Consider the following 20,808-nt stretch of genomic DNA (forward strand, 5'->3'; position numbering starts at 1 on the left):
CATGGCAATTGCACCATCAACCCGTATCCGCATCCGCTGGGACTGGCTCGCCATTGCGCCGTTTGTCGTCTTTGCGGTGATGTTTCTGTTTCTGCCGACGCTGTCGCTGGTGGGGGCGGCGTTTACCGACCGGGCGGGCAATTTTACGTTCGACAATATCATTGGCCTCGGGGCCGATCAGATCGTGGCGGCCTATTGGATTTCGATCCGCATTTCCGGGGCCTCGGCCATTCTGGGCTCGATCATTGGCCTCGCCATCACCTTGGCCATCATTCGCGGGCGGCTGCCATCGGGGTTGCGCTCGGCGGTGATGACGTTTTCCGGCGTCGCCTCCAATTTCGCCGGCGTGCCGCTGGCTTTTGCCTTTATCGCCACGCTGGGCCGGCTGGGGCTGGTGACCATCGTGTTCAAAACCGTGTTCGGCTTTGATCTCTATCGCGCCGGGTTCAACCTGCTCAGCTTCTGGGGGCTGACGCTGACCTATCTCTATTTCCAGATTCCGCTGATGATCCTGATCATCGCCCCGGCGGTGGACGGGCTGAAGAAAGAGTGGAACGAGGCGGCGCAGATGCTGGGCGCCAGCCAGTGGCAGTTCTGGCGCTATATCGGCATGCCGATCCTATGGCCGAGTTTTCTCGGCACGCTGAGCCTGCTGTTTGCCAATGCCTTTGGCGCCATCGCCACCGCCTGGGCGTTGACCGGCTCCAACCTCAATATCGTGACTGTGCTGCTCTACAATCAGATCCGCGGCGACGCGCTGCAAAATCCCGGGCTGGGAGCGGCGCTGGCGCTGGGCATGATCGTCGTCACCTCGGTGGCCAATGTCATCTATCTGGTGATCGCCAACCGCGCCGAGAGGTGGATGAAATGAAGTCCAACCGCTTCTGGTCCTGGCTGGTGTTCGGGCTTGGCGCCGCCTATTTCATCATCCCGCTGATCGCCACCTTCGAGTTTTCGCTGCGCATGCGTCGCGGCGAATACAGCTTTGACGCCTATGCCTCGGTGTTCGCCGATCCGCGCTTTCACGCCACTTTTGGCTATTCGGTGGTGATCGGGCTGGTGACCATCGTGGTCGGCGTTTTGGTCATCGTCCCCGCCGTCTATTACGTGCGGCTGCGCATGCCGTGGCTGCGGCCTTTCGTGGAATTCGTCACCCTGCTGCCGCTGGTGATCCCGGCGCTGATCCTGGTCTATGGCTATATCCGCCTCTACAATTCCAGCTCGATCATCCCCTTTACCGGCAGCGCCATCGGCACCGATATCCTGCTGACCGGGGCCTATGTGACGCTGGCGCTGCCCTATATGTATCGCGCCGTCGATACCGGCATGCGCACCATCGATATCGGCACGCTGACCGAAGCGGCGCAGATCATGGGGGCCAATCAAATCCAAATCATCTGGCAGATCATCCTGCCCAATATTGTGGTGGCGATTCTCTCCGGGGCGTTCCTGACCTTCGCCATCGTCATCGGCGAATTCACCATTGCCAGCCTGCTCAACCGCCCGGCCTTTGGCCCCTATCTCGTCGGCATCGGCACCAACCGTGCCTATGAGCCGGCGGCACTGGCCATTATTTCCTTCATTATCACCTGGGGTGCCATGGGCATGATCAACGTGCTCGGCCGCTTCGCCCCCCGCACTTCTGCCCGGACGGATTGACCCATGGCCGCTTTTCTCGACGTCCAGAACCTCAGCAAGGCCTTCGGCCAGACCACCGTGGTCAAAGGTGTCAGCTTTGCCTTCAACAAGGGCGAGTTCATCTCCCTGCTCGGCCCCTCGGGCTGCGGCAAGACCACCATCCTGCGCATGATCGCCGGCTTTGAAAGCGTCACCGCCGGCACCATCCAGGTCGAAGGGCAGGACATCACCCATCTCAAGCCCAACCAGCGCCAGCTCGGCATGGTGTTTCAGGCCTATGCGCTGTTTCCCAACCTCAATGTCGGCGACAATATCGGCTTTGGCCTCAAAATCGCCGGCATGCCCACCGAGGAGCGTCGCGCCCGCGTCGATGAAATGCTCAAGCTGATCGGCCTGCCCGGCTATGAAAAGCGCTTTCCCTATGAGCTGAGCGGCGGCCAGCAGCAGCGTGTGGCGCTGGCCCGCGCCATCGCCCCGCGCCCGCGCATGCTGCTGCTCGATGAACCGCTCTCGGCACTCGACGCCAAAATCCGCGTCTCGCTGCGCGAGGAAATCCGCGCCATCCAGCTCGAGCTGGGCATCACCACTTTGTTCGTCACCCATGATCAGGAAGAGGCGCTGTCGATCTCGGACCGCGTGGTGGTGATGAATGAAGGCCATATCGAACAGCTCGGCGCACCGCATGAAATCTACAACCGCCCCGCCACCAGCTTCGTCGCCGGCTTTGTCGGGCAGCTCAACAATATCGCGGTGACAGTGCTCGATCCCTTGGCCAAGACCGTGTCGATCGACGGCCAGACCGTCACCGTGCAGCATTTGCCCGCCGGCGCGACCGCCAATGCCGGCACGGTGCTGACCTTGCGGCCCGAAGTGGTCACCCTGGGCGCGCGCGACGACCATGACATCACCCTTAGCGGCAGTATCGCCGATGTGACTTTTCTCGGCTCGGTCATCCGCCTGCGCGTGGCTCTGGGCCGCAATATCATCAGCCTCGACACCTTCAACGACCAGCGCACGGCGCCGCCGATGCGGGGCGAAACGGTCACCATCAGCCTCGCCAGCAAGGACCTGTTGATGCTAAACGACTAGCCATGGAAAACCCTTTCGTCACCACTGAATGGCTTGCCGCCCATCTCCACGATCCAGATGTGATCGTGCTTGATGGCAGCTGGCATATGCCCAATGCCGCCCGCAACGCCCAGGCCGAATATCTTGCCGGGCATATTCCCGGCGCGGTGTTCTTCGACATTGATGGCGTCGCCGATACCAGCACCGACCTGCCGCATATGCTGCCGGCGCCGGCTGACTTTGCCCACATGGTCGGCGCGCTCGGCATTGCCGACACCATGACCATCGTCATCTATGACGAGCTGGGGCTATTCTCGGCACCGCGCGTATGGTGGACGTTCAAGGCCATGGGCGCAGCCGACGTGCGCATTCTGGCTGGCGGTGGCCCGCAATGGCGCGCCGAGCGCCGCGCCACCGAAACCGGCCTCGTCACCCAGCCGCCGCAGGTTTTTCACACCAGCTTTGACGCCAACCGCGTCGCGGCATTCGAGACGGTGCGCGACCGCAGCATCGATCAGGCCGCCCAGATTGCCGACGCCCGCCCGGCCCCGCGCTTTCACGGCGAAGTCGCCGAGCCGCGCGCCGGCCTGCGCGGCGGCCATATTCCCAATAGCCGCAACGTGCCGGTGAATTTGCTGACCGAGAATGGCCAGATGAAGCCGCCGGCTGAACTGGCGCAATTGTTTACCGACCGGGGCCTGGAACTGGACCGGCCGATCATCACCTCGTGTGGCTCGGGCATTACCGCGTCGACGCTGGCGCTGGCGCTGCAATTGGCGGGGGCGAGGGATGTGGCGCTGTATGATGGGTCGTGGGCCGAATGGGGCGCGCGGGATGATGCTGAGGTTGAGGTTTAGGGGGCTGAGCTTACGGCTCTTGCGCTCCCCTCCCCCTTGAGGGGAGGGGCCGGGGGTGGGGGTCGTTCAGTAGCCCACAAAGCCACCCCCTCCCCAGCCCTCCCCTCAAGGGGGAGGGGGCGATGATGGCTGCTTCCGTGGCACATGAAACGCTCAAGGCCGGGATGACACCGCATTTTTTGATGAAATTCGGGATACAAAAAAGCTGCCGAGGTTTCCCCCGGCGGCTTTTGCATTTCCGGCCCGAAACTCAGGCGCGGTTTTTGTTGTAGAGGTCGAAGAACACGGCGGCGAGTAGCACCACGCCCTTGATCATCTGCTGCCAATCGATGTTGACGCCCATGATCGACATGCCGTTATTCATCACGCCCATGATGAAGGCGCCGATCACTGCGCCGGCCACCGCGCCGACACCGCCCAGCGCCGAGGCGCCGCCGATGAACACCGCGGCGATGACGTCGAGTTCGAGCCCCTGCCCGGCTTTCGGCGTCGCCGAATTGAGGCGGGCGGCATAGATCATGCCGGCCAAGGCGGCCAGTGCGCCCATGATGGCGAAGACATAAAAGGTCATCCGCTCGGTCTTGATGCCCGACAGAGCGGCGGCCTTGAGATTGCCGCCCAGGGCGTAGATGCGGCGACCAAAGGTCATGCGCTTGGTGACGAAGACGAACAGCGCGATCAGCACCGCCATCACCACCAGAACGTTGGGCAGGCCGCGATAGGAAGCGAGCATGTAGCAGAAGAACAGCACCAGCGCCGAGATCACCAGATTCTTGGCGACGAACAGGCCGAAGGGCTCGCTCTCATAGCCGCGCGCCTTGCGGCGGGCCCGGCCGCGAATGGCCATCAGCACCATGGTGACGATGCCGACCAAAGCGATGACCAGCGTCGTGGTGTGCAGCACCAGCGGCTGTACGCCTTCGCTGGCGGCGACCAGCGTGGTCGGCCCGATCAGGTCGGGGATGAAACCGGCCGACAGCAGCTGGAATTCGGCGGGGAACGGACCGACCGACTTGCCGGCCAGAATGGCCAGCGACAGGCCCTTGAAGATCAGCATGCCGGCCAGCGTCACGATGAAGGACGGGATGCGATGATAGGCGATCAGATAGCCCTGCGCCGCGCCGATGGCCGCGCCGACCACGAGACAGATGGCGCCGGCGACAATCGGATTGGCGAGAAAGGCCAACTCGGGCGGGAATTTCCAGCCCACCATCAGCATCGCCGCCAAGGCGCCGACAAAGCCACTGACCGAGCCGACCGACAGGTCGATATGGCCGGCGACGATGACCAGCAGCATGCCCAGCGCCATCACGATGATATAGCTGTTCTGCAGGATGATGTTGGTCAGGTTGACCGGCTTGAACAGCACGCCGGCGGTGAAATACTGGAAGAACAGCATGATCAGGATCAGGGCCAGCAGCAGGCCGTAATCGCGCATATTGGTCTTGAGGGCGCCCCAGACGGTAAGTTCCTGGGATGTGACCTGTTCGCCGGTCGCAACAATGCCCGGCTGGGCGGTTTCGGTGGTCATGATGCCTTCCCTTCGGCGCGCACGATGGAGCGCATGATTTTTTCCTGGCTGGCTTCGCTGGTCGGCATTTCGCCCACGATGCGGCCTTCGTTCATTACATAGAGGCGGTCGGTGATGCCGAGCAGTTCCGGCATCTCCGAAGAGATCACCAGGATGGCTTTGCCCTGCGCCGCCAGATTATTGATGATGGTGTAGATTTCATATTTGGCACCGACATCGATGCCGCGTGTCGGCTCGTCGAGGATCAGCACATCCGGATTGGCGAACAGCCACTTGCTGAGCACCACTTTCTGCTGATTGCCGCCGCTGAGATTGCCGGTGACCTGATAGACGCTCGAGGAGCGGATATTGGTCTTCTGGCGATACTCATTGGCGACGTCCATCTCATGCAGGTCGTCGATGACACCCACATTGGAGATGCCGCGCAGATTGGCGATGGTGGTGTTGTGCTTGATATGGTCGATCAGGTTGAGGCCGTAGGTCTTGCGGTCCTCGGTGGCATAGGCCAGGCCGTGGGCCACGGCCCGTTCCACCGTCGAGGTGTCGATCTTTTTGCCGTGCAGATAGACCTCGCCGGAAATGCGCTGGCCATAGGATTTGCCGAACACGCTCATGGCAAATTCGGTGCGGCCCGAGCCCATCAGCCCGGCAATGCCGACGACTTCGCCCTTGCGGATATTGACGTCGATATTGCGGATCACCTGCCGGTCGCGGTGCAACTGGTGATAGACGCTCCAGTTTTTAACCTCGAACACCACTTCGCCGATCTGCGGCGTGCGGGCCGGGTAGCGATCGTCAAGCGAACGCCCCACCATCAGGGTGATGATGCGGTCTTCGCTGATATCCTGCTTGTCGAGGGTCTCGATGCTGCGCCCGTCGCGGATCACGGTGATGCGGTCGGCGACCTTGGAGACTTCGTTCAGCTTGTGGCTGATCAGAATGGAAGTGATGCCCTGCTTGCGGAACTCCACCAGCAGTTCGAGCAGCGCCGCGCTGTCCTTCTCGGAGAGGCTGGCGGTTGGCTCGTCGAGAATGAGGAGCTTGACCTCCTTGCTGAGCGCCTTGGCGATTTCCACCAATTGCTGCTTGCCGACGCCGATATTGGTCACCAGCGTATCGGGGTCTTCGCTCAGACCCACCATACCCAGCAGCTTGCGCGCGCCGTCACGGGTTTCATCCCAGTCGATCACGCCGCCCTTGGCCTGCTCATTGCCGAGAAAGATATTCTCGGCAATCGACAGCAACGGCACCAGCGCCAGCTCCTGATGGATGATGACGATGCCCTTGTGCTCGCTATCGCGGATGGATTTGAACTGCTGTTCCTCACCCTTGTAGATGATCTGGCCGTCATAGGTGCCGGAGGGATAAACCCCGCTCAGCACCTTCATCAGGGTGGATTTTCCCGCGCCGTTTTCACCCACGATGGCGTGGATTTCGGCTTCCCTGATGCTGAGATTGACATCCGACAGCGCCTTCACGCCGGGGAAGGTCTTGGTGATGCTGCGCATCTCCAGAATGGTGTTGCTCATTCGTCGCCTTCTCGTATCCACGCGGGCGTCGCATCATAGCGCCTCGTCCCGGTGACAGGAAAGGGCTCCGCGTTACCGCGAAGCCCCGTGTTTCTGGCAAGCCGAGGCTTACTGGATGTCTTCGGCCTTGAGGTAACCCGAGTCGATGACGAGCGCCTGGTAGTTGGTGGCGTCGACTTCATAGGGGGTCAGCAGGATCGACGGCACGATCTTGACACCATTGTCATAGGTCGTGGTGTCGAGGCCTTCAGGCGTGCCGCCCGAAACCAGCGTGTCGACCAGACCAGCAGTGGTCTTGGCCAGTTCGCGGGTGTCCTTGTAAACGGTCGAGTACTGCTCGCCGGCGACGATGGCCTTCACCGAAGGCGCCTCGGCGTCCTGACCGGTGACGATCGGCCAAGCCTGATCGGCTGCGCCATAACCAACGCCGCGGAGCGACGAGATGATGCCGCGCGACAGGCCATCATAGGGAGCCAGCACGCCATCGACGCGCGAACCGTCCGAGTAGTTAGCCGACAGGATGTTGTCCATGCGGGCCTGAGCCACAGCACCGTCCCAACGCAGCGTACCGACCGTGTCCATGCCCTGCTGGCCGGACTTGATCACCACGTCGCCCGAGTCGATCAGCGGCTGGATCACGCTCATCGCGCCGTCATAGAAGAAGAACGCGTTGTTATCGTCCGGCGAGCCGCCAAACAGCTCAACGTTCCATGGCTTGGTCTCGGGGAAGCGTTCCTTGAGGCCCTTCACCAGCGAATTGGCCTGCAGCACACCGACCTGGAAGTTGTCGAAGGTGGTGTAGAGGTCAACATTGGCGGTTTCGCGGATCAGGCGGTCATAAGCGACAACCTTGATGCCGGCGTCAGCGGCCTGCTGCAGCACGGCCGACAGCGTGGTGCCGTCGATCGAACCGATGACCAGAGCCTTGACGCCCTTGGTGACCATGTTTTCGATCTGGGCGAGCTGGTTCGGGATATCGTCTTCCGCGAACTGCAGATCGACCGAATAGCCCATGCCTTCCAGCGCCGACTTCAGCTCATTGCCGTCCGAGATCCAGCGCAGCGAGGACTGCGTCGGCATGGCAATGCCGATGGCGCCCTTGTCCTGAGCATAGGCTGCAGTGGAAGCGGTCAGCGCCATGGCGCCAACGGCCAGCACAGTGGCAAGCGTCTTGATAATCTTCACGTCTCGACTCCCTTTTGTATTTTCGAGGTCAGAAGTTTTTGGATGGTCGTCAGGGGAGATACCTTGGCGCAGAGCATGCGCCGCGTCGGACTATAGATCGCGCGCGATCCTCAACCCCATGCGGACAATTAAAATACCGTACGAGCACCCCAAGGTGAGCGGCCAGTCTGTCGTGCATGAAGTCCTCCTGCATGGCGGCTGTTGCCGCCCAGGACCCTCCCAAGCCCACGGGCCGGAACCTAGGATAATCAGATACCCTTGTAAAGTCGCTTCCCACACGGGTTGAATTTTTTCGATTGTCGAATATTAACGATATTGCATGTTTCACGGCAGTTGCAGACAAAGCCCTCTCCCGCTAAATTGACTCTGTCGAACAAGACACCAGCCCCAAACGGATCGCCAAGCGATAGGGGTATGGCGAAGGTATCAGATACCTTGGAGGAATCGTGACGACTTCGGATGGGGCAATTCCCCCCGGCCAGCCTACCGCCGCCAACAGTGTGGCCGACGCTTTGGCGCGCGTTATTCTCGGCGAGATGGCGCCCGGCACCAGCCTGCCCAGCGAGGCCGACCTGGCCAGCCAATATGATGTCAGCCGGCTGACCATCCGCGAGGCGGTGAAGTTGCTGGAGGGGCGCGGCCTGCTCGCCATTGCCCGTGGCCGCAAGGCCGTGGTGCGCGAACCCGACGGCGCCGCCTTCGCTGACTTTCTAACCTCGGTGATCCGCTATGATTCCAAGGGGCTGTTCGACCTGATCGAAGTGCGCCAGTCGCTGGAGGTGCAGTCAGCGACGCTGGCGGCCAAGCGCGCCACCCGCGCCGGCATCGCCGCTATCGAAACCGGCCTGCAAGGCATGCGCGACACGGTCGGCGTGCAGGGCGAGCCGATGACGCATGACATGGAAATGGCGTTTCACACCCACGACGTCGGCTTCCACGAGGCGGTGGCGCTGGCCAGCGGCAACCGCGTGCTGGGCTTTTTGTTCGAAGCCATGGCGCAACCGCTGCGCGAAGGCTTTTTCATCAGTCGCCGCGGCCGCGAGCAGCGAGGCCACACCCTGCATGACACCATCGAGGCGCATCAGCGCATTCTCGACTGCATCAAGCAAGGCAATGGCCGGGCCGCCGGCGAGGCCATGCGCTTCCATCTCAAGGACACCGAACGCGACATCCGCGCCGCCCTGACCCAGCTCTCCCGTCGCCCCGGCGCACGCAGCTGACACATAAACGTCTTGCAGCCCGGCGCCGCATGGCCGAATAATCCGCCCGAATTTGGCGGGACGGCTTAATGGCGCAGCGCATGGACACGTCGAGCAATCGCCTGGATGACGCGGCACGCGCCGGCTGGCTGTACTATGTCGCCGGCAATACCCAGGAAGAAATTGCCAGCAAGCTGGGGATTTCGCGCCAGTCGGCGCAGCGCCTGGTGTCGCTCTCGGTCAGCGAGGGGCTGATCAAGGTGCGGCTCGATCACCCGATCGGTCGCTGCATGGATCTGGCCGCCCGGCTCAAAAGCCGTTTCGCGCTGGAGCTGGTGGAAGTGGTGCCGTCCGATCCGAGCAGCGAATCCACCACGATCGGCGTTGCCGAAGCCACCGCCGCCGAGATCGAGCGCTGGCTCAAGCGCGCTGACCCCATCGTCATGGCCATCGGCACCGGCCGCACGCTCAAAGCCGCTGTCGAGCAATTGATGCCGATGGATTGCCCGCACCACAAAGTGGTCTCGCTCACCGGCAATATCGCCCCCGATGGCTCGGCCGCCTATTACAACGTCATCTTCAACGTCGCCGATACGGTGAAGGCCCGCAGCTTTCCCATGCCGCTGCCGGTGATCGCCTCCTCGGCCCGCGAACGCGAGCTGCTGCATGCCCAGCCGATGATTCGCGAAACCCTGGCGCTGGCCGCCAAGGCCGATGTGACCTTTGTCGGCATCGGCGATATCGGCCCCGAGGCGCCGCTCTATGTCGATGGCTTCATCACCGACGCCGAACTCAAGGCCCTGCAAAAGGCTGGTGCCATTGGCGAAATCTGCGGCTGGAGCTTTGACGCCGAGGGCAAGCTGATCGAGGGACTGACCAATGAGCGCGTCGCCTCGGCCCCGATGCCGTCGCGTGAACACTCGCTGGTCGTGGCAATCGCCATGGGCAAGCGAAAATTGCCCGGCATCAAGGCCACGCTTAATCGCCGTCTGGTCAATGGTTTGATCACTGACGAACGCACCGCCCAAGGCCTACTCGACCTCTCTTAATCCACTGAAATCGCTAGAATATCGCGCTTTTCCGGGCCTGTGCTGCTGCACATGCGCCAGTCACCCGGCGCATAGCCCGCTTGACTCTGCCGCATATGTTGTGAGTATTTGCCCATTGCCGGAACAATTGCTCGTTTCGGTTTCTGGGAGGAAAATAATGAAACTGACACCCATTCTCGTGGGCGCGTTCACCCTTGCGCTGGCGGCCTCCGCCTCGGCGCAGACGCTCACCATCGCCACCGTCAACAATGACGACATGATCCGCATGCAGGCCCTGTCGCCCGCTTTCACCGAGGCGACCGGCATCGAACTCAACTGGGTCGTGCTTGAGGAAAACACCCTGCGCCAGAACGTCACCACCGACATCGCCACCAATGGCGGGCAATATGACGTGATGACCATCGGCACCTACGAAGCCCCGATCTGGGCCAAGCAGAACTGGCTGGTGCCGCTCGACGGCCTGAGCGCCGACGCCGATTATGACGTCGACGATCTGCTGCCCGCCATCCGCGATGGCCTCAGCGTCGACGGCAAGCTCTATGCCGCGCCCTTCTATGGCGAAAGCTCGATGGTGATGTATCGCAAGGACCTGATGGAAAAGGCCGGGCTGACCATGCCCGACGCCCCGACCTGGGAATTCATCGGCGAGGCCGCCCGCGCCATGACCGACCGCGCCAATGACATCAACGGCATCTGCCTGCGCGGCAAGGCCGGCTGGGGCGAGAACATGGCCTTCCTCACCGCCATGTCCAACTCCTTCGGCGCGCGCTGGTTCGACGAGAGCTGGGTGCCCCAGTTCAACACGCCCGAGTGGAAGAACACACTCGACACCTATCTGTCGCTGATGGCCGATGCCGGCCCGGCTGGCGCGTCGTCCAACGGCTTCAACGAAAACCTGACTTTGTTCCAGCAGGGCAAATGCGGCATGTGGATCGACGCCACCGTCGCCGCCGGCGCCCTGGTCGGCCCTGACTCTACCGTCGCCGACCAGGTCGGCTTCGCTCTGGCCCCGGATAACGGCCTGGGCAAGCGCGGCAACTGGCTCTGGGCCTGGTCGCTGGCCATCCCGGCCAGTTCGCAGAATGCCGCGGCCGCCGAACAGTTCATCAAATGGGCCACTGACAAAGAGTATCTGGCCACTGTCGCCGCCAAGGATGGCTGGGCCAGCGTGCCCCCGGGCACCCGCACCTCGCTCTATGAGAACCCCGAATATCAGGCCGCCGCACCCTTCGCCAAGATGACGCTGGACTCGATCAATTCGGCCAATCCGAGCGAGCCCACGGTTCAGCCGGTGCCTTATGTCGGCGTGCAATTCGTCGCCATTCCCGAGTTCGCCGGTATCGCCACCAATGTCGGCCAGCTGTTCTCGGCGGCGCTGGCCGGCCAGATGTCGGCTGACGACGCGCTGGCTCAGGCGCAGGATGCCGCCACCCGCGACATGACCCGCGCGGGCTACATCAAGTAGTCTTCTCCCTGAAGACGACGACCCGCCCGGTCAAAGGTCCCCTCTGGAGACCGGGCCGTTTTTAGACGAAGCACGCGGACTGGGCCCTGATCGCCTCTCCCCTGAGGGGAGAGGTCGGCGCGCAGCGCCGGGCGAGGGGTTCAGAGCTGGATGCGACCGCCGTGGGTCAGCACAAGCTCTGAACCCCTCACCCTAGCCCTCTCCCCTCAGGGGCGAGGGGACGACAGACCCACGCTCGGTTTCAATGACGGATCATCTTCATGGCCACCGCACAGACCCGTACCCTCTCCCGCATCATGATGGCGCCGGCCGTTATCGTGCTGCTGATCTGGATGATCGTGCCGCTGGTGATGACCCTGTGGTTCAGCTTCCAGAATTACAGCCTGATCAACCCGATGATGACCGGCTTTGCCGGCTGGGCGAATTATCTCTACGTCATCGGCGATCCCAGCTTCACCCAGACCCTGGTCAATACGCTGATCCTGGTCGGCGGCGTGCTGGCGATCACCGTTATCGGCGGTATCTTTCTCGCCATGCTGCTCGACCAGCCGATCTGGGGTCAGGGCATCCTGCGCATCATCGTCATCTCGCCCTTCTTCGTCATGCCGCCGGTGGCAGCGCTGATCTGGAAAAACGGCTTCATGCATCCCGGCTACGGCATGCTGGGGCATGTGTGGAAATTCTTCGGCCTGCAGCCGGTCGACTGGTTCAACCAGTATCCGCTGTTCTCGGTCATCGTCATCGTCGCCTGGCAATGGCTGCCCTTTGCGACGCTGATACTGCTGACCGCCTTGCAGTCGCTCTCCGAGGAGCAGCGCGAGGCCGCCGAGATGGATGGCGCCAACGCCATCAACCGCTTCTACTATATTATCCTGCCGCATATGGCCCGCTCGATCACCATTGTGATCCTGATCCAGACCATTTTCTTGCTCGGTATTTTCGCAGAAATCCGCGTCACCACCGGCGGCGGTCCCGGCTATGCCTCGACCAATCTGACCTTCCTGGTGTTCCGCACCGGCATCCTCAGTAACGACATCGGCGCCGGCTCGGCCGGTGGTGTCGTCGCCGTCATCATCGCCAACATCGTCGCCATCTTCCTGATGCGCGCGGTGGGCAAGAACCTCGACGCGTAGGAGCGAAAGATGGCCCGTAACGTCCCCGTTCAGACCCGCATCGGCTTTACCCTGCTCGCCTGGGGCATCGCCCTGCTGCTGTTCTCGCCAATCCTGTGGGTGGTGCTGACCGCCTTCAAGACCGAGGCCGAGGCCATCGCCAGCACGCCGACCTTCCTGCCGGAAAATTTCACGCTGGAAAATTTCGCCGCGGTGCAGGATCGCTCGGACTATATCAAGCACGCCACCAATTCGATCCTGGTGTCGGTCGGCTCGACCCTGTTGGGGCTGATCATCGGCATTCCCGCCGCCTGGGCCATGGCCTTTGCGCCGACCAAGCGCACCAAGGACGTGCTGATGTGGATGCTGTCCACCAAGATGATGCCGGCGGTGGGCGTGCTGATCCCGATCTATCTGATCTTCCGCGATCTGCGCCTGCTCGACACCGTGCATGGCCTGACCATCATCATGACGCTGATCAACCTGCCGATCATCATCTGGATGCTCTACACTTATTTCAAGGAAATCCCGGTCGATATCCTGGAAGCCGCACGCATGGATGGGGCCGAATTGTGGAATGAAATCGTCCACGTCCTCGTCCCCATGGCCGTCCCCGGCATCGCCTCGACGCTGCTGCTCAACGTCATCCTGGCCTGGAACGAAGCCTTCTGGACCATCACCCTGACCTCGGGCCGCGCCGGCACGCTGACCGCGTTTATCTCGTCATTCTCGTCTCCACAGGGCCTGTTCCTCGCCAAGCTGTCGGCGGCCTCGCTGCTCGCCATCGCGCCGATCCTGCTCATGGGCTGGTTCAGCCAGAAACAACTCGTCCGCGGCCTCACCTTCGGCGCTGTGAAATAAGGACTGCAACCAATGGGTTCGATCTCCCTCAAAAACGTCAACAAGTCCTTCGGCGAAATCCAGGTGATCCCGGACATCTCGCTCGAGATCAAGGATGGCGAATTCGTAGTGTTCGTCGGGCCGTCCGGCTGCGGCAAGTCCACTTTGCTGCGGCTGATCGCCGGGCTGGAAGACACCACCAGCGGCACCATATTGCTCGATGGCGAGGACATGACCAAGGCACCGCCGGCCCGCAGGGGCCTGGCCATGGTGTTCCAGTCCTATGCGCTTTATCCGCATATGAGCGTGCGCGACAACATCGCTTTCCCGCTCAAAATGGCGAAAGTGCCCAAGGAGATCATCGCGCAAAAGGTCGACTATGCCGCCCGCACGCTCAATCTCTCCTCCTATCTCGACCGCCGTCCGCGCGCCCTGTCCGGCGGCCAGCGCCAGCGCGTTGCCATTGGCCGCGCCATCGTGCGCGAACCCAAGGCGTTTCTGTTCGACGAGCCGCTGAGCAATCTCGACGCTGCTTTACGCGTCAATATGCGGCTCGAAATTACCGAGCTGCACCAGCAGCTCAAGACCACCATGGTCTATGTGACTCATGATCAGGTGGAAGCCATGACCATGGCTGACCGCATCGTGGTGCTCAATGCCGGTAAGGTGGAGCAGTTCGGCTCCCCGCTCGATCTCTATAAAAAGCCCGCCAACCGCTTCGTCGCCGGCTTCATCGGCAGCCCGCGCATGAATTTTGTCGATGGCCCCGAAGCGGCCCGGCACAATGCCCATTCCATCGGCGTGCGCCCCGAGCATTTCAAGCTCGCCACTACCGCCACGCGCGGCGCCTGGAAGGGCAAGGTCGGCGTCGCCGAACAGCTCGGCAGCGACACTTTCCTCCACGTCCACGTCGAGGGCCTCGGCCTGATGACCATCCGCACCGATGGCGACCAGACCTTCAACCATGGCGACGACGTCTATCTGACGCCCGACCCCTCCCGCATCTACCGCTTCGACGCCGACGGACTGGGACTCTAATCCGGGCCGCCGGACCAAGGACTAAACATCATGACCACCAAGCTTTCGGCTCAGGCCCTCCCCTCCCTGAGCACGGCCAGCATCCCTGCCTATCAGCGGAGCGACCTCACGGCGGGGATCGTGCATTTCGGCGTGGGTAATTTCCACCGCGCCCATCAGGCCGTCTATCTCGATGATCTGTTCGCCACCGGCGCCGACCATGACTGGGCACTGATTGGCGCCGGGGTGCGCGACGCCGACGAAGCGATGCGGCAGAAGCTCAAGGCGCAGGATTGGCTGACCACCGTGGTCGAACAGGAAGCCGATACCAGCAGCGCCCGCGTCACCGGCGCGATGATCGATTATCTGCAGCCCGGCGCGACCGAGGCCATCATCGCCACGCTGGCCGATCCCGCCATTCGCATCGTCTCGCTGACCATCACCGAGGGCGGCTATTATATCGACCCGGCCAGCCAGAAATTTGATCCGACCCATACCGATATCGCCTATGACGCGGCCCATGCTGACGCGCCGCGCACGGCGTTTGGGCTGATCCTCGCCGGCCTCATCCGCCGCCGCGACGCTGGCATCCAGCCCTTCACGGTGATGAGCTGTGACAATATTCCGGGCAATGGCCACGTCACCGAAAACGCCGTGGTCGGGCTGGCGCAATTGATCGATCCGATGCTGGCGCAGTGGGTCAAGGCCAATGTCGCCTTCCCCAATGGCATGGTGGATCGCATTACCCCGGCCACCTCGGACCGGGAGAAGACCCTGCTCGCCGAGCAGTTCGGCATTGACGACAACTGGCCGGTGTTCTGCGAGAGCTTCAAGCAATGGGTGCTGGAGGACAATTTCCCTGCCGGCCGTCCGGCGCTGGAAAGGGTCGGCGTGCAGTTCGTCGCCGATGTCGCGCCCTATGAACACATGAAAATCCGTATCCTTAATGGCGGCCACGCCACCATCGCCTATCCGGCCGGGCTGCTGGATATCCATTTCGTGCATGAGGCGATGCAGCATCCGCTGGTGGCGGCGTTCCTCGCCAAGGTGGAGCGCGACGAAATCATCCCGGTGGTGCCGCCGGTGCCCGATACCGATCTCAACGAGTATTTTGCGCTGTGTCAGCGGCGTTTTGCCAATCCGAAAATTGGCGACACCATTCGCCGGCTGGCGCTGGATGGCTCCAATCGGCAGCCCAAATTCATTATTCCCTCGGCTTTGGACCGGGTGACGGCCGGCGAGTCGGTGACCGGGCTGGCTTTGGTGTCGGCGCTGTGGTGCCGCTATTGCTATGGCACGACGGATAGCGGTGCGGTGATCGAGGCCAATGATCCGAGCTGGGCGCGGCTGACCACGCAGGCGAAATTGACGAAAGACGATCCCAAGGCGTGGCTGGCGATGGGGGATATTTATGGGGCGCTGGCTGGGGAGCCGGCGTTTGTCGCGGCGTTCAGCCATGCGCTGGAGACGTTGTGGGCCATTGGCACCAAGGCGACGCTGGAGCGGTATTTGGCTGACGGGCTTTAATGCCCTGATGTCTCAGTCGACACCCTCCCCCTTGCGGGGAGGGATCAAGGGTGGGGGGGCGGCTAGCCCGGATATCGGGGCTCCCGTCACCCCCTCCTAGCCTCCCCCTTCAAGGGGGAGGTACAGTCCGGTGGACGTCAAACACCCGCGATGTCACCGCGTTTTTGAGGGCCGCACGGGCTAAGCCCCAGCCATCGTCCTTTATCTGCCCCCGTAGCCAATTCACTCCCCGTCAGCTACCGTCGCCCCAAATCTATTAAAGGGCGCCATAGCGTGACGCAAAGCCTCCTGGTGGCAGTGGATGTGGGGACAGGGAGCGCCCGGGCCGGCGTGCTCACTGCGCATGGCGGCTTGCTCGCCCGCGCCGAGCATCCCATCGACATGAACCGCACCGACGCCAATCATGCCGAGCATGACAGCGAGCAAATCTGGCTCGCGGTCTGCACCGCTGTGCGCGAGGCGATGCGCGAAGCCGGAGCCAATCCGGCCCAGGTGGTCGGCCTCAGTTTTGATGCCACCTGCTCGCTGGTGGTGCGCGACGTAGCAGGTCAACCGGTCACCGTCTCTACCAAGGGCGAGGACAATTGGGACACCATTGTCTGGCTCGATCACCGCGCTTTGGCCGAGGCCGAGGAATGCACCGCCACCGGCCATCTGGTGCTCGACTATGCCGGCGGCGTCATGTCGCCGGAGATGGAAGCGCCCAAGCTGATGTGGCTCAAGCGGCGCATGCCCAAAAGCTGGGCCCGCGCCGGGATGATGTTCGATCTGGCCGATTTCCTGTCGTGGAAAGCCACCGGCTCGCTGGCCCGCTCGCAATCCACCCTCACCTGCAAATGGACTTTTCTGGCCCATACCGAAGGCGGCTGGCAGCCCGATTTCCTGGCCCAGATCGGCCTGTCTGATCTGCTCGACAAAGCCGCTTTGCCCGCCAATGCCAGCCCGGTGGGCAGCGATCTCGGTCCGCTGACCGCGCTGGCCGCGAGTGAACTGGGGCTCAGCACGTCCTGCCGGGTCGGCGCCGGCTTGATCGATGCCCATGCCGGCGCGCTCGGCGTGCTCGGCGCCTTTGCCCATGATGTCGGCACCATTGACCACCATCTGGCGCTGATCGCCGGCACCTCGAGCTGCGTCATGGCGCTGTCGGCCGAGGCCCGCCCCACCACAGGGGTCTGGGGCCCGTATTTCGGTGCGGTATTGCCCGGCGTCTGGCTCAATGAGGGCGGCCAATCGGCCACCGGCGCGCTGCTCGATCATTTGATCCGCTGGCATGGCGCGGGCGGCGAGCCTAGCCCGGAGATGCACCGCGCCATTGCACGCCGCATCATGGAACTGCGGCTGCGCGAGGGGCTGTCGCTGGCCGAGCGGCTGCATGTGCTGCCCGATTTCCACGGCAATCGCTCCCCGCTGGGCGATCCGTTTGCGCTCGGCGTCATCTCCGGGCTGACGCTCGACAGCGATTTCGACTCGCTGTGCCGGCTGTATTGGCGCAGCTGCGTCTCCATCGCGCTGGGGGTGCGGCATATCCTCGAAACCCTCAACACCCGCGGCTATGCCATCGACACGCTGCACATCACCGGCGGCCACACCAAGAATGCCGTGCTGATGGAGCTTTATGCCGACGCCACCGGCTGCGCCGTGGTCGAATCCTCGGCCAAGGACGCCACCCTGCTCGGCACCGCCATGGTCGCCGCCACCGCCGCCGGGCTCTATCCCAGCCTCGACGCGGCCTGTGTCGCCATGCAGCAAGGTGGTCGCGAGCGCGCGCCCGACGCCACCGCCCGCGCTCATTTCGACAAGGACTACAAGATTTTCCTCGAAATGCTGCGCCAGCGCCAGGTGATCGACGCCATGGTGTGAGGGCGCCTCCCCTCACCCCGCCTGCCCGAATCCAGCGCCACTACGGAACCAAAGCCGATCCCATCCCGTTCTTTGGGCACGCGCAACATTGCGCATTGGATCGAGGCGGAGGCCGTCATGACCAGCATGGAAATCAGAGCGCTTGAAGACGCAGGGCGCGCGACGCCGGTATGGACCGAAGGCTATGATGGGCAGACCCATTATGGCGCCGTGTTCAAGGCGCTGATCCCTGCCCTGTTCATCCTGGCTACCGCGACGATCCTGATGCTGGCGATCCTCTAGCGATAGCCGGCCAAGCGTCACAAAAACAACAGGAGAGCTACCATGGGTCTCGGTACAATTCTCATCATCGTCCTCATTCTACTGCTGATCGGCGCATTGCCCAGTTGGGGCTATTCGCGCGGTTTCGGCTACTTCCCCTCCGGCATCCTGGGTGTCGTGTTGGTCGTCATCCTCATCCTGGTGTTGATGGGCCGCATCTAGCCACCAGAGCAATTTCCGCCTGACTCTCATCCCGGCCAATAGGCAATTTTCGCCCCTGGCCCGTCAAAACAGGAACGTCAAATATGGCTACCACGTCCGATCTCGCCCCGACCCGCAAGCCCCGCAACAGCCGCGCTTCGAGCAAGGCTCGCGAGGCCCAGCTGGAAGACCAGGTCGCCCAGCTGCAGAGCGATCTGAAATCCATCGGCGCTACGCTGGCCCGGCTCAGCAATGAGAAGGTCAGCGAAGTCCGCGACGCCGCCAAGGGCGAGGCGCGCAATCTGCAGCGCCAGGGCCAGCAGGTCGTCGAAGAGGTGCAGGACCAGGCCAGCGCCATGGAAAAGCAGCTCAAGGACACCATCCGCGAAAAGCCGCTGACCGCCGTGGCCAGTGCCGTCGGCATCGGCTTCCTGCTCGCCGTGCTGATGCGGCACTAGTCGCCATGAACCTGCTCATACCGCTTGCCGGGCTGCTTGGCATTGAGGTCGAATCCATCACCGAGCGGGTTCGGAACGCCGTCATCGTCAATGCGGTGATGATCGTTCTGGGCGTGGCGGGAATTGGCTTCCTGCTGGCCGCAGGGGTGATGGCGCTGGCCGACATCGTGGGCGGCATCTACGCCGCGCTGATCTTTGCGGCCGCCTTCCTGGTGATCACCCTGGCGGTTTATCTCGGCACCCGTGTCGGCGAAAGCCGGCGCCGCCGCGAAGTGGCCACCAAGCGGCGCTCCAGCGAAACCGGCGCCTTCGTCACCACGGCGGCACTGACCGCGCTGCCGGTACTGCTAAAATCGCCCATGCTGCGGACCCTCGGCCTGCCCGCCGCCGCCATTGCCGCCTATCTGCTGCTGCGCGGCGAGCACGACCAGACCGACGACTGAGAGCGGGCCGCCATCGGGGCGGCCCGGCTAATCCTGCTCTTCCGGCAACGGCATCCAGATTTTGGCGGCAACCCCGCCCGGATGGAACTGCAGCGAGACTTCGCTGTCGAGCACCTTGGCGAGGCTCCGCTCGATCAACCGGGCGCCCAGCCCATATTCGTCCGGCTTATCCACCTCCGGGCCGCCGGTTTCGCGCCAATTGAGCGACAGTCCGCGCACCGGCGTCTGCCTGACCTCCCAATCAATATTGACCACGCCCCGATCATCCGACCAGGCGCCATGGCGATGCGCGTTGGTGGTCAGCTCATGCAGGATCAGCCCCAGCCCCAGCGCATGATCGGCCGGCAAGGTGACATCTTCGCCGCGCACCGTGGCCCGGTCGGGATGGCTGCGAAAGCCGGGTCCAAATTGGGAGGCGATCACTTCGTAAAGCTGCACCCCGGACCAGTCCCGATCCGCCAGCAGCACATGCGCATCCGAAATGGTGCGCAGCCGCCCGGAAAAGGCGTCGATGAAATCCTTGGGATTGGGGTTTTGCCGTATGGTCTGGCGCGCCACCGACTGGATCATCGCCAGCGTGTTCTTGACCCGGTGGTTCAGCTCCCGCAGCAGCACCCGGGTGTGTTCGGCGCTCTGCTTGCTGTCGGAAATATCGATGCTGACGCCCATCATCACCAGCGGCTTGCCCTCGGCATCGCGCTGATAGACCCGACCGCGCAGGGTGACCCAACGCCCCGACGCGGCGATCCGCGCCTCGGCGCCATAGTCCTCGCCCTTGCGGAAACTGGCCGTCAGACCCTCCTGCACAGCAGCCCGATCACTGACGTGGATCGCCGCCAGCACATCCTCGACCTGGGTGGCGTCGATCTCGGGCAGGCCAAACATGCGGCGGAACATGTCGTTGCAGGCGACCTCGCCGGTGCGCACATCCCACACCCAGCTGCCGACCTTGCCGGCTTCCAGCGTCAGCGCATGGCGCCATTCTTCCTTGACCAGGGCAGCGGCCATGCGGGCGCGCACCCGCGCTTCGTCCTTGAGCGCAAACAGGCTGGAGGCCAGCCCGGCCAGTCCCACCAGTTGCTCGACCAGCCCGGGATCGGGCGCGGCCTGCGGCGTCGTGCCGATGACGCAGAGCGAGCCCACCTTGTGCCCGCCGACCATCACCGGCGCGCCGGCGTAAAAGCGGATATGGGGCCAGCCGGTCACCAGCGGATTGTCCTGAAAGCGCGGGTCGGCCGCCGCATCGGGCACCACCAGCGCCTCCGCGTCGCCGGGCAGCGCAATGGCATGGGCGCAGAACGAGGTCTCGGTGAGCGCCTCGGTTATGTTGTCCACGCCAAAGCACCCGCTGAACCATTGCCGCTCCTTGTCGAGCAGCGTCACCAGGCCAATCTCAGTCTTGAAAAGATACGCTGCTGTCCGGCTTAACCGCTCGAAATCGGCGTCAGGACGCTCGTCCAGCATATCCAGCGCCGCCAACGCGTTGAGTCGCGTTGGATCAAGCACAACCTTCCGCACGTCGTCCGGAAGGTAGCCCCCCTTGTTTGTCACTTCCAGTCCTGACGCTG

General features: G+C 63.0%; 20 protein-coding genes. 16 read left to right on the forward strand and 4 right to left on the reverse strand.

Annotated elements, in window-relative coordinates; genetic code table 11:
• Position 1 precedes the first annotated feature (1 nt).
• From ACX3OZ_RS10940 to sseA, 4 genes are read left to right on the forward strand one after another with little or no spacing between them, the layout of a single operon-like run.
• The gene (locus tag ACX3OZ_RS10940) at positions 2 to 871 is read left to right on the forward strand and encodes an ABC transporter permease (protein WP_459104510.1); all 870 of its coding nucleotides are present in this window, start codon (positions 2 to 4) and stop codon (positions 869 to 871) included.
• Positions 868 to 1,659, forward strand: coding sequence for an ABC transporter permease (locus ACX3OZ_RS10945; RefSeq protein WP_459095932.1), 792 nt, complete (start codon positions 868 to 870; stop codon positions 1,657 to 1,659). Before ACX3OZ_RS10940 ends, ACX3OZ_RS10945 begins: the two co-directional genes overlap by 4 nt.
• Before the next feature lie 3 nt (positions 1,660 to 1,662).
• Positions 1,663 to 2,727 (forward strand): ABC transporter ATP-binding protein, encoded by a 1,065-nt coding sequence (locus ACX3OZ_RS10950; protein WP_459095931.1) that lies wholly within the window; start codon positions 1,663 to 1,665, stop codon positions 2,725 to 2,727.
• Between the two features lie 2 nt (positions 2,728 to 2,729).
• Positions 2,730 to 3,563, forward strand: a complete 834-nt coding sequence (gene sseA, locus ACX3OZ_RS10955; protein WP_459095930.1) for a 3-mercaptopyruvate sulfurtransferase — start codon at positions 2,730 to 2,732, stop codon at positions 3,561 to 3,563.
• Between the two features lie 250 nt (positions 3,564 to 3,813).
• Here sseA and mmsB read toward each other — a convergent pair whose 3' ends face one another.
• The 3 genes from mmsB to chvE all read right to left on the reverse strand — a co-directional run bounded on the left by mmsB (position 3,814) and on the right by chvE (position 7,808).
• Positions 3,814 to 5,094 (reverse strand): multiple monosaccharide ABC transporter permease, encoded by a 1,281-nt coding sequence (mmsB, locus tag ACX3OZ_RS10960; RefSeq protein WP_459095929.1) that lies wholly within the window; start codon positions 5,092 to 5,094, stop codon positions 3,814 to 3,816.
• The gene (gene mmsA / locus ACX3OZ_RS10965; protein ID WP_459095928.1) at positions 5,091 to 6,623 is read right to left on the reverse strand and encodes a multiple monosaccharide ABC transporter ATP-binding protein; all 1,533 of its coding nucleotides are present in this window, start codon (positions 6,621 to 6,623) and stop codon (positions 5,091 to 5,093) included. Before mmsA ends, mmsB begins: the two co-directional genes overlap by 4 nt.
• Before the next feature lie 108 nt (positions 6,624 to 6,731).
• Positions 6,732 to 7,808: a multiple monosaccharide ABC transporter substrate-binding protein gene (gene chvE / locus ACX3OZ_RS10970; RefSeq protein WP_459095927.1), complete on the reverse strand. Its 1,077-nt coding sequence runs from the start codon at positions 7,806 to 7,808 to the stop codon at positions 6,732 to 6,734.
• Positions 7,809 to 8,254: 446 nt separating this feature from the next.
• Here chvE and ACX3OZ_RS10975 point away from each other — a divergent pair, with 446 nt between their 5' ends.
• From ACX3OZ_RS10975 to ACX3OZ_RS11030, 12 genes are all read left to right on the forward strand, one after another.
• Positions 8,255 to 9,028: a FadR/GntR family transcriptional regulator gene (locus ACX3OZ_RS10975; protein WP_459104511.1), complete on the forward strand. Its 774-nt coding sequence runs from the start codon at positions 8,255 to 8,257 to the stop codon at positions 9,026 to 9,028.
• A gap of 68 nt (positions 9,029 to 9,096) precedes the next feature.
• Positions 9,097 to 10,056 (forward strand): sugar-binding transcriptional regulator, encoded by a 960-nt coding sequence (locus ACX3OZ_RS10980; RefSeq protein ID WP_459095925.1) that lies wholly within the window; start codon positions 9,097 to 9,099, stop codon positions 10,054 to 10,056.
• 157 nt (positions 10,057 to 10,213) lie between these two features.
• Positions 10,214 to 11,521, forward strand: a complete 1,308-nt coding sequence (locus ACX3OZ_RS10985; protein ID WP_459095924.1) for an ABC transporter substrate-binding protein — start codon at positions 10,214 to 10,216, stop codon at positions 11,519 to 11,521.
• Positions 11,522 to 11,781: 260 nt separating this feature from the next.
• Positions 11,782 to 12,654, forward strand: a complete 873-nt coding sequence (locus ACX3OZ_RS10990) for a carbohydrate ABC transporter permease (RefSeq protein WP_459095923.1) — start codon at positions 11,782 to 11,784, stop codon at positions 12,652 to 12,654.
• Positions 12,655 to 12,663: 9 nt separating this feature from the next.
• A complete protein-coding gene (locus ACX3OZ_RS10995; protein ID WP_459095922.1) occupies positions 12,664 to 13,494 on the forward strand; it encodes a carbohydrate ABC transporter permease in 831 nt (276 codons plus the stop codon).
• Positions 13,495 to 13,506: 12 nt separating this feature from the next.
• Positions 13,507 to 14,511, forward strand: a complete 1,005-nt coding sequence (locus ACX3OZ_RS11000) for an ABC transporter ATP-binding protein (RefSeq protein WP_459095921.1) — start codon at positions 13,507 to 13,509, stop codon at positions 14,509 to 14,511.
• A gap of 30 nt (positions 14,512 to 14,541) precedes the next feature.
• The gene (locus ACX3OZ_RS11005) at positions 14,542 to 16,017 is read left to right on the forward strand and encodes a mannitol dehydrogenase family protein (RefSeq protein WP_459104512.1); all 1,476 of its coding nucleotides are present in this window, start codon (positions 14,542 to 14,544) and stop codon (positions 16,015 to 16,017) included.
• A 273-nt stretch (positions 16,018 to 16,290) separates the two neighbouring features.
• On the forward strand, positions 16,291 to 17,877 hold the full coding sequence (locus ACX3OZ_RS11010) for an FGGY-family carbohydrate kinase (RefSeq protein ID WP_459104513.1): 1,587 nt from the start codon (positions 16,291 to 16,293) through the stop codon (positions 17,875 to 17,877).
• Positions 17,878 to 17,994: 117 nt separating this feature from the next.
• Positions 17,995 to 18,159, forward strand: coding sequence for a hypothetical protein (locus ACX3OZ_RS11015; RefSeq protein ID WP_459095918.1), 165 nt, complete (start codon positions 17,995 to 17,997; stop codon positions 18,157 to 18,159).
• A 42-nt stretch (positions 18,160 to 18,201) separates the two neighbouring features.
• A complete protein-coding gene (locus ACX3OZ_RS11020; protein ID WP_459095917.1) occupies positions 18,202 to 18,360 on the forward strand; it encodes a DUF3309 family protein in 159 nt (52 codons plus the stop codon).
• Positions 18,361 to 18,443: 83 nt separating this feature from the next.
• Entirely contained in the window at positions 18,444 to 18,797 is a 354-nt protein-coding gene (locus tag ACX3OZ_RS11025; RefSeq protein ID WP_459095916.1) for a DUF883 family protein, read from the forward strand.
• Positions 18,798 to 18,802: 5 nt separating this feature from the next.
• Positions 18,803 to 19,240, forward strand: a complete 438-nt coding sequence (locus ACX3OZ_RS11030; RefSeq protein ID WP_459095915.1) for a hypothetical protein — start codon at positions 18,803 to 18,805, stop codon at positions 19,238 to 19,240.
• A 27-nt stretch (positions 19,241 to 19,267) separates the two neighbouring features.
• Here the strand turns inward: ACX3OZ_RS11030 and ACX3OZ_RS11035 are convergent, their stop codons facing one another.
• Complete coding sequence (locus ACX3OZ_RS11035; RefSeq protein WP_459095914.1) at positions 19,268 to 20,746, reverse strand: sensor histidine kinase; 1,479 nt, start codon at positions 20,744 to 20,746, stop codon at positions 19,268 to 19,270.
• Positions 20,747 to 20,808 lie beyond the last annotated feature (62 nt).

It is taken from the genome of Devosia sp. A369 (assembly GCF_054489345.1).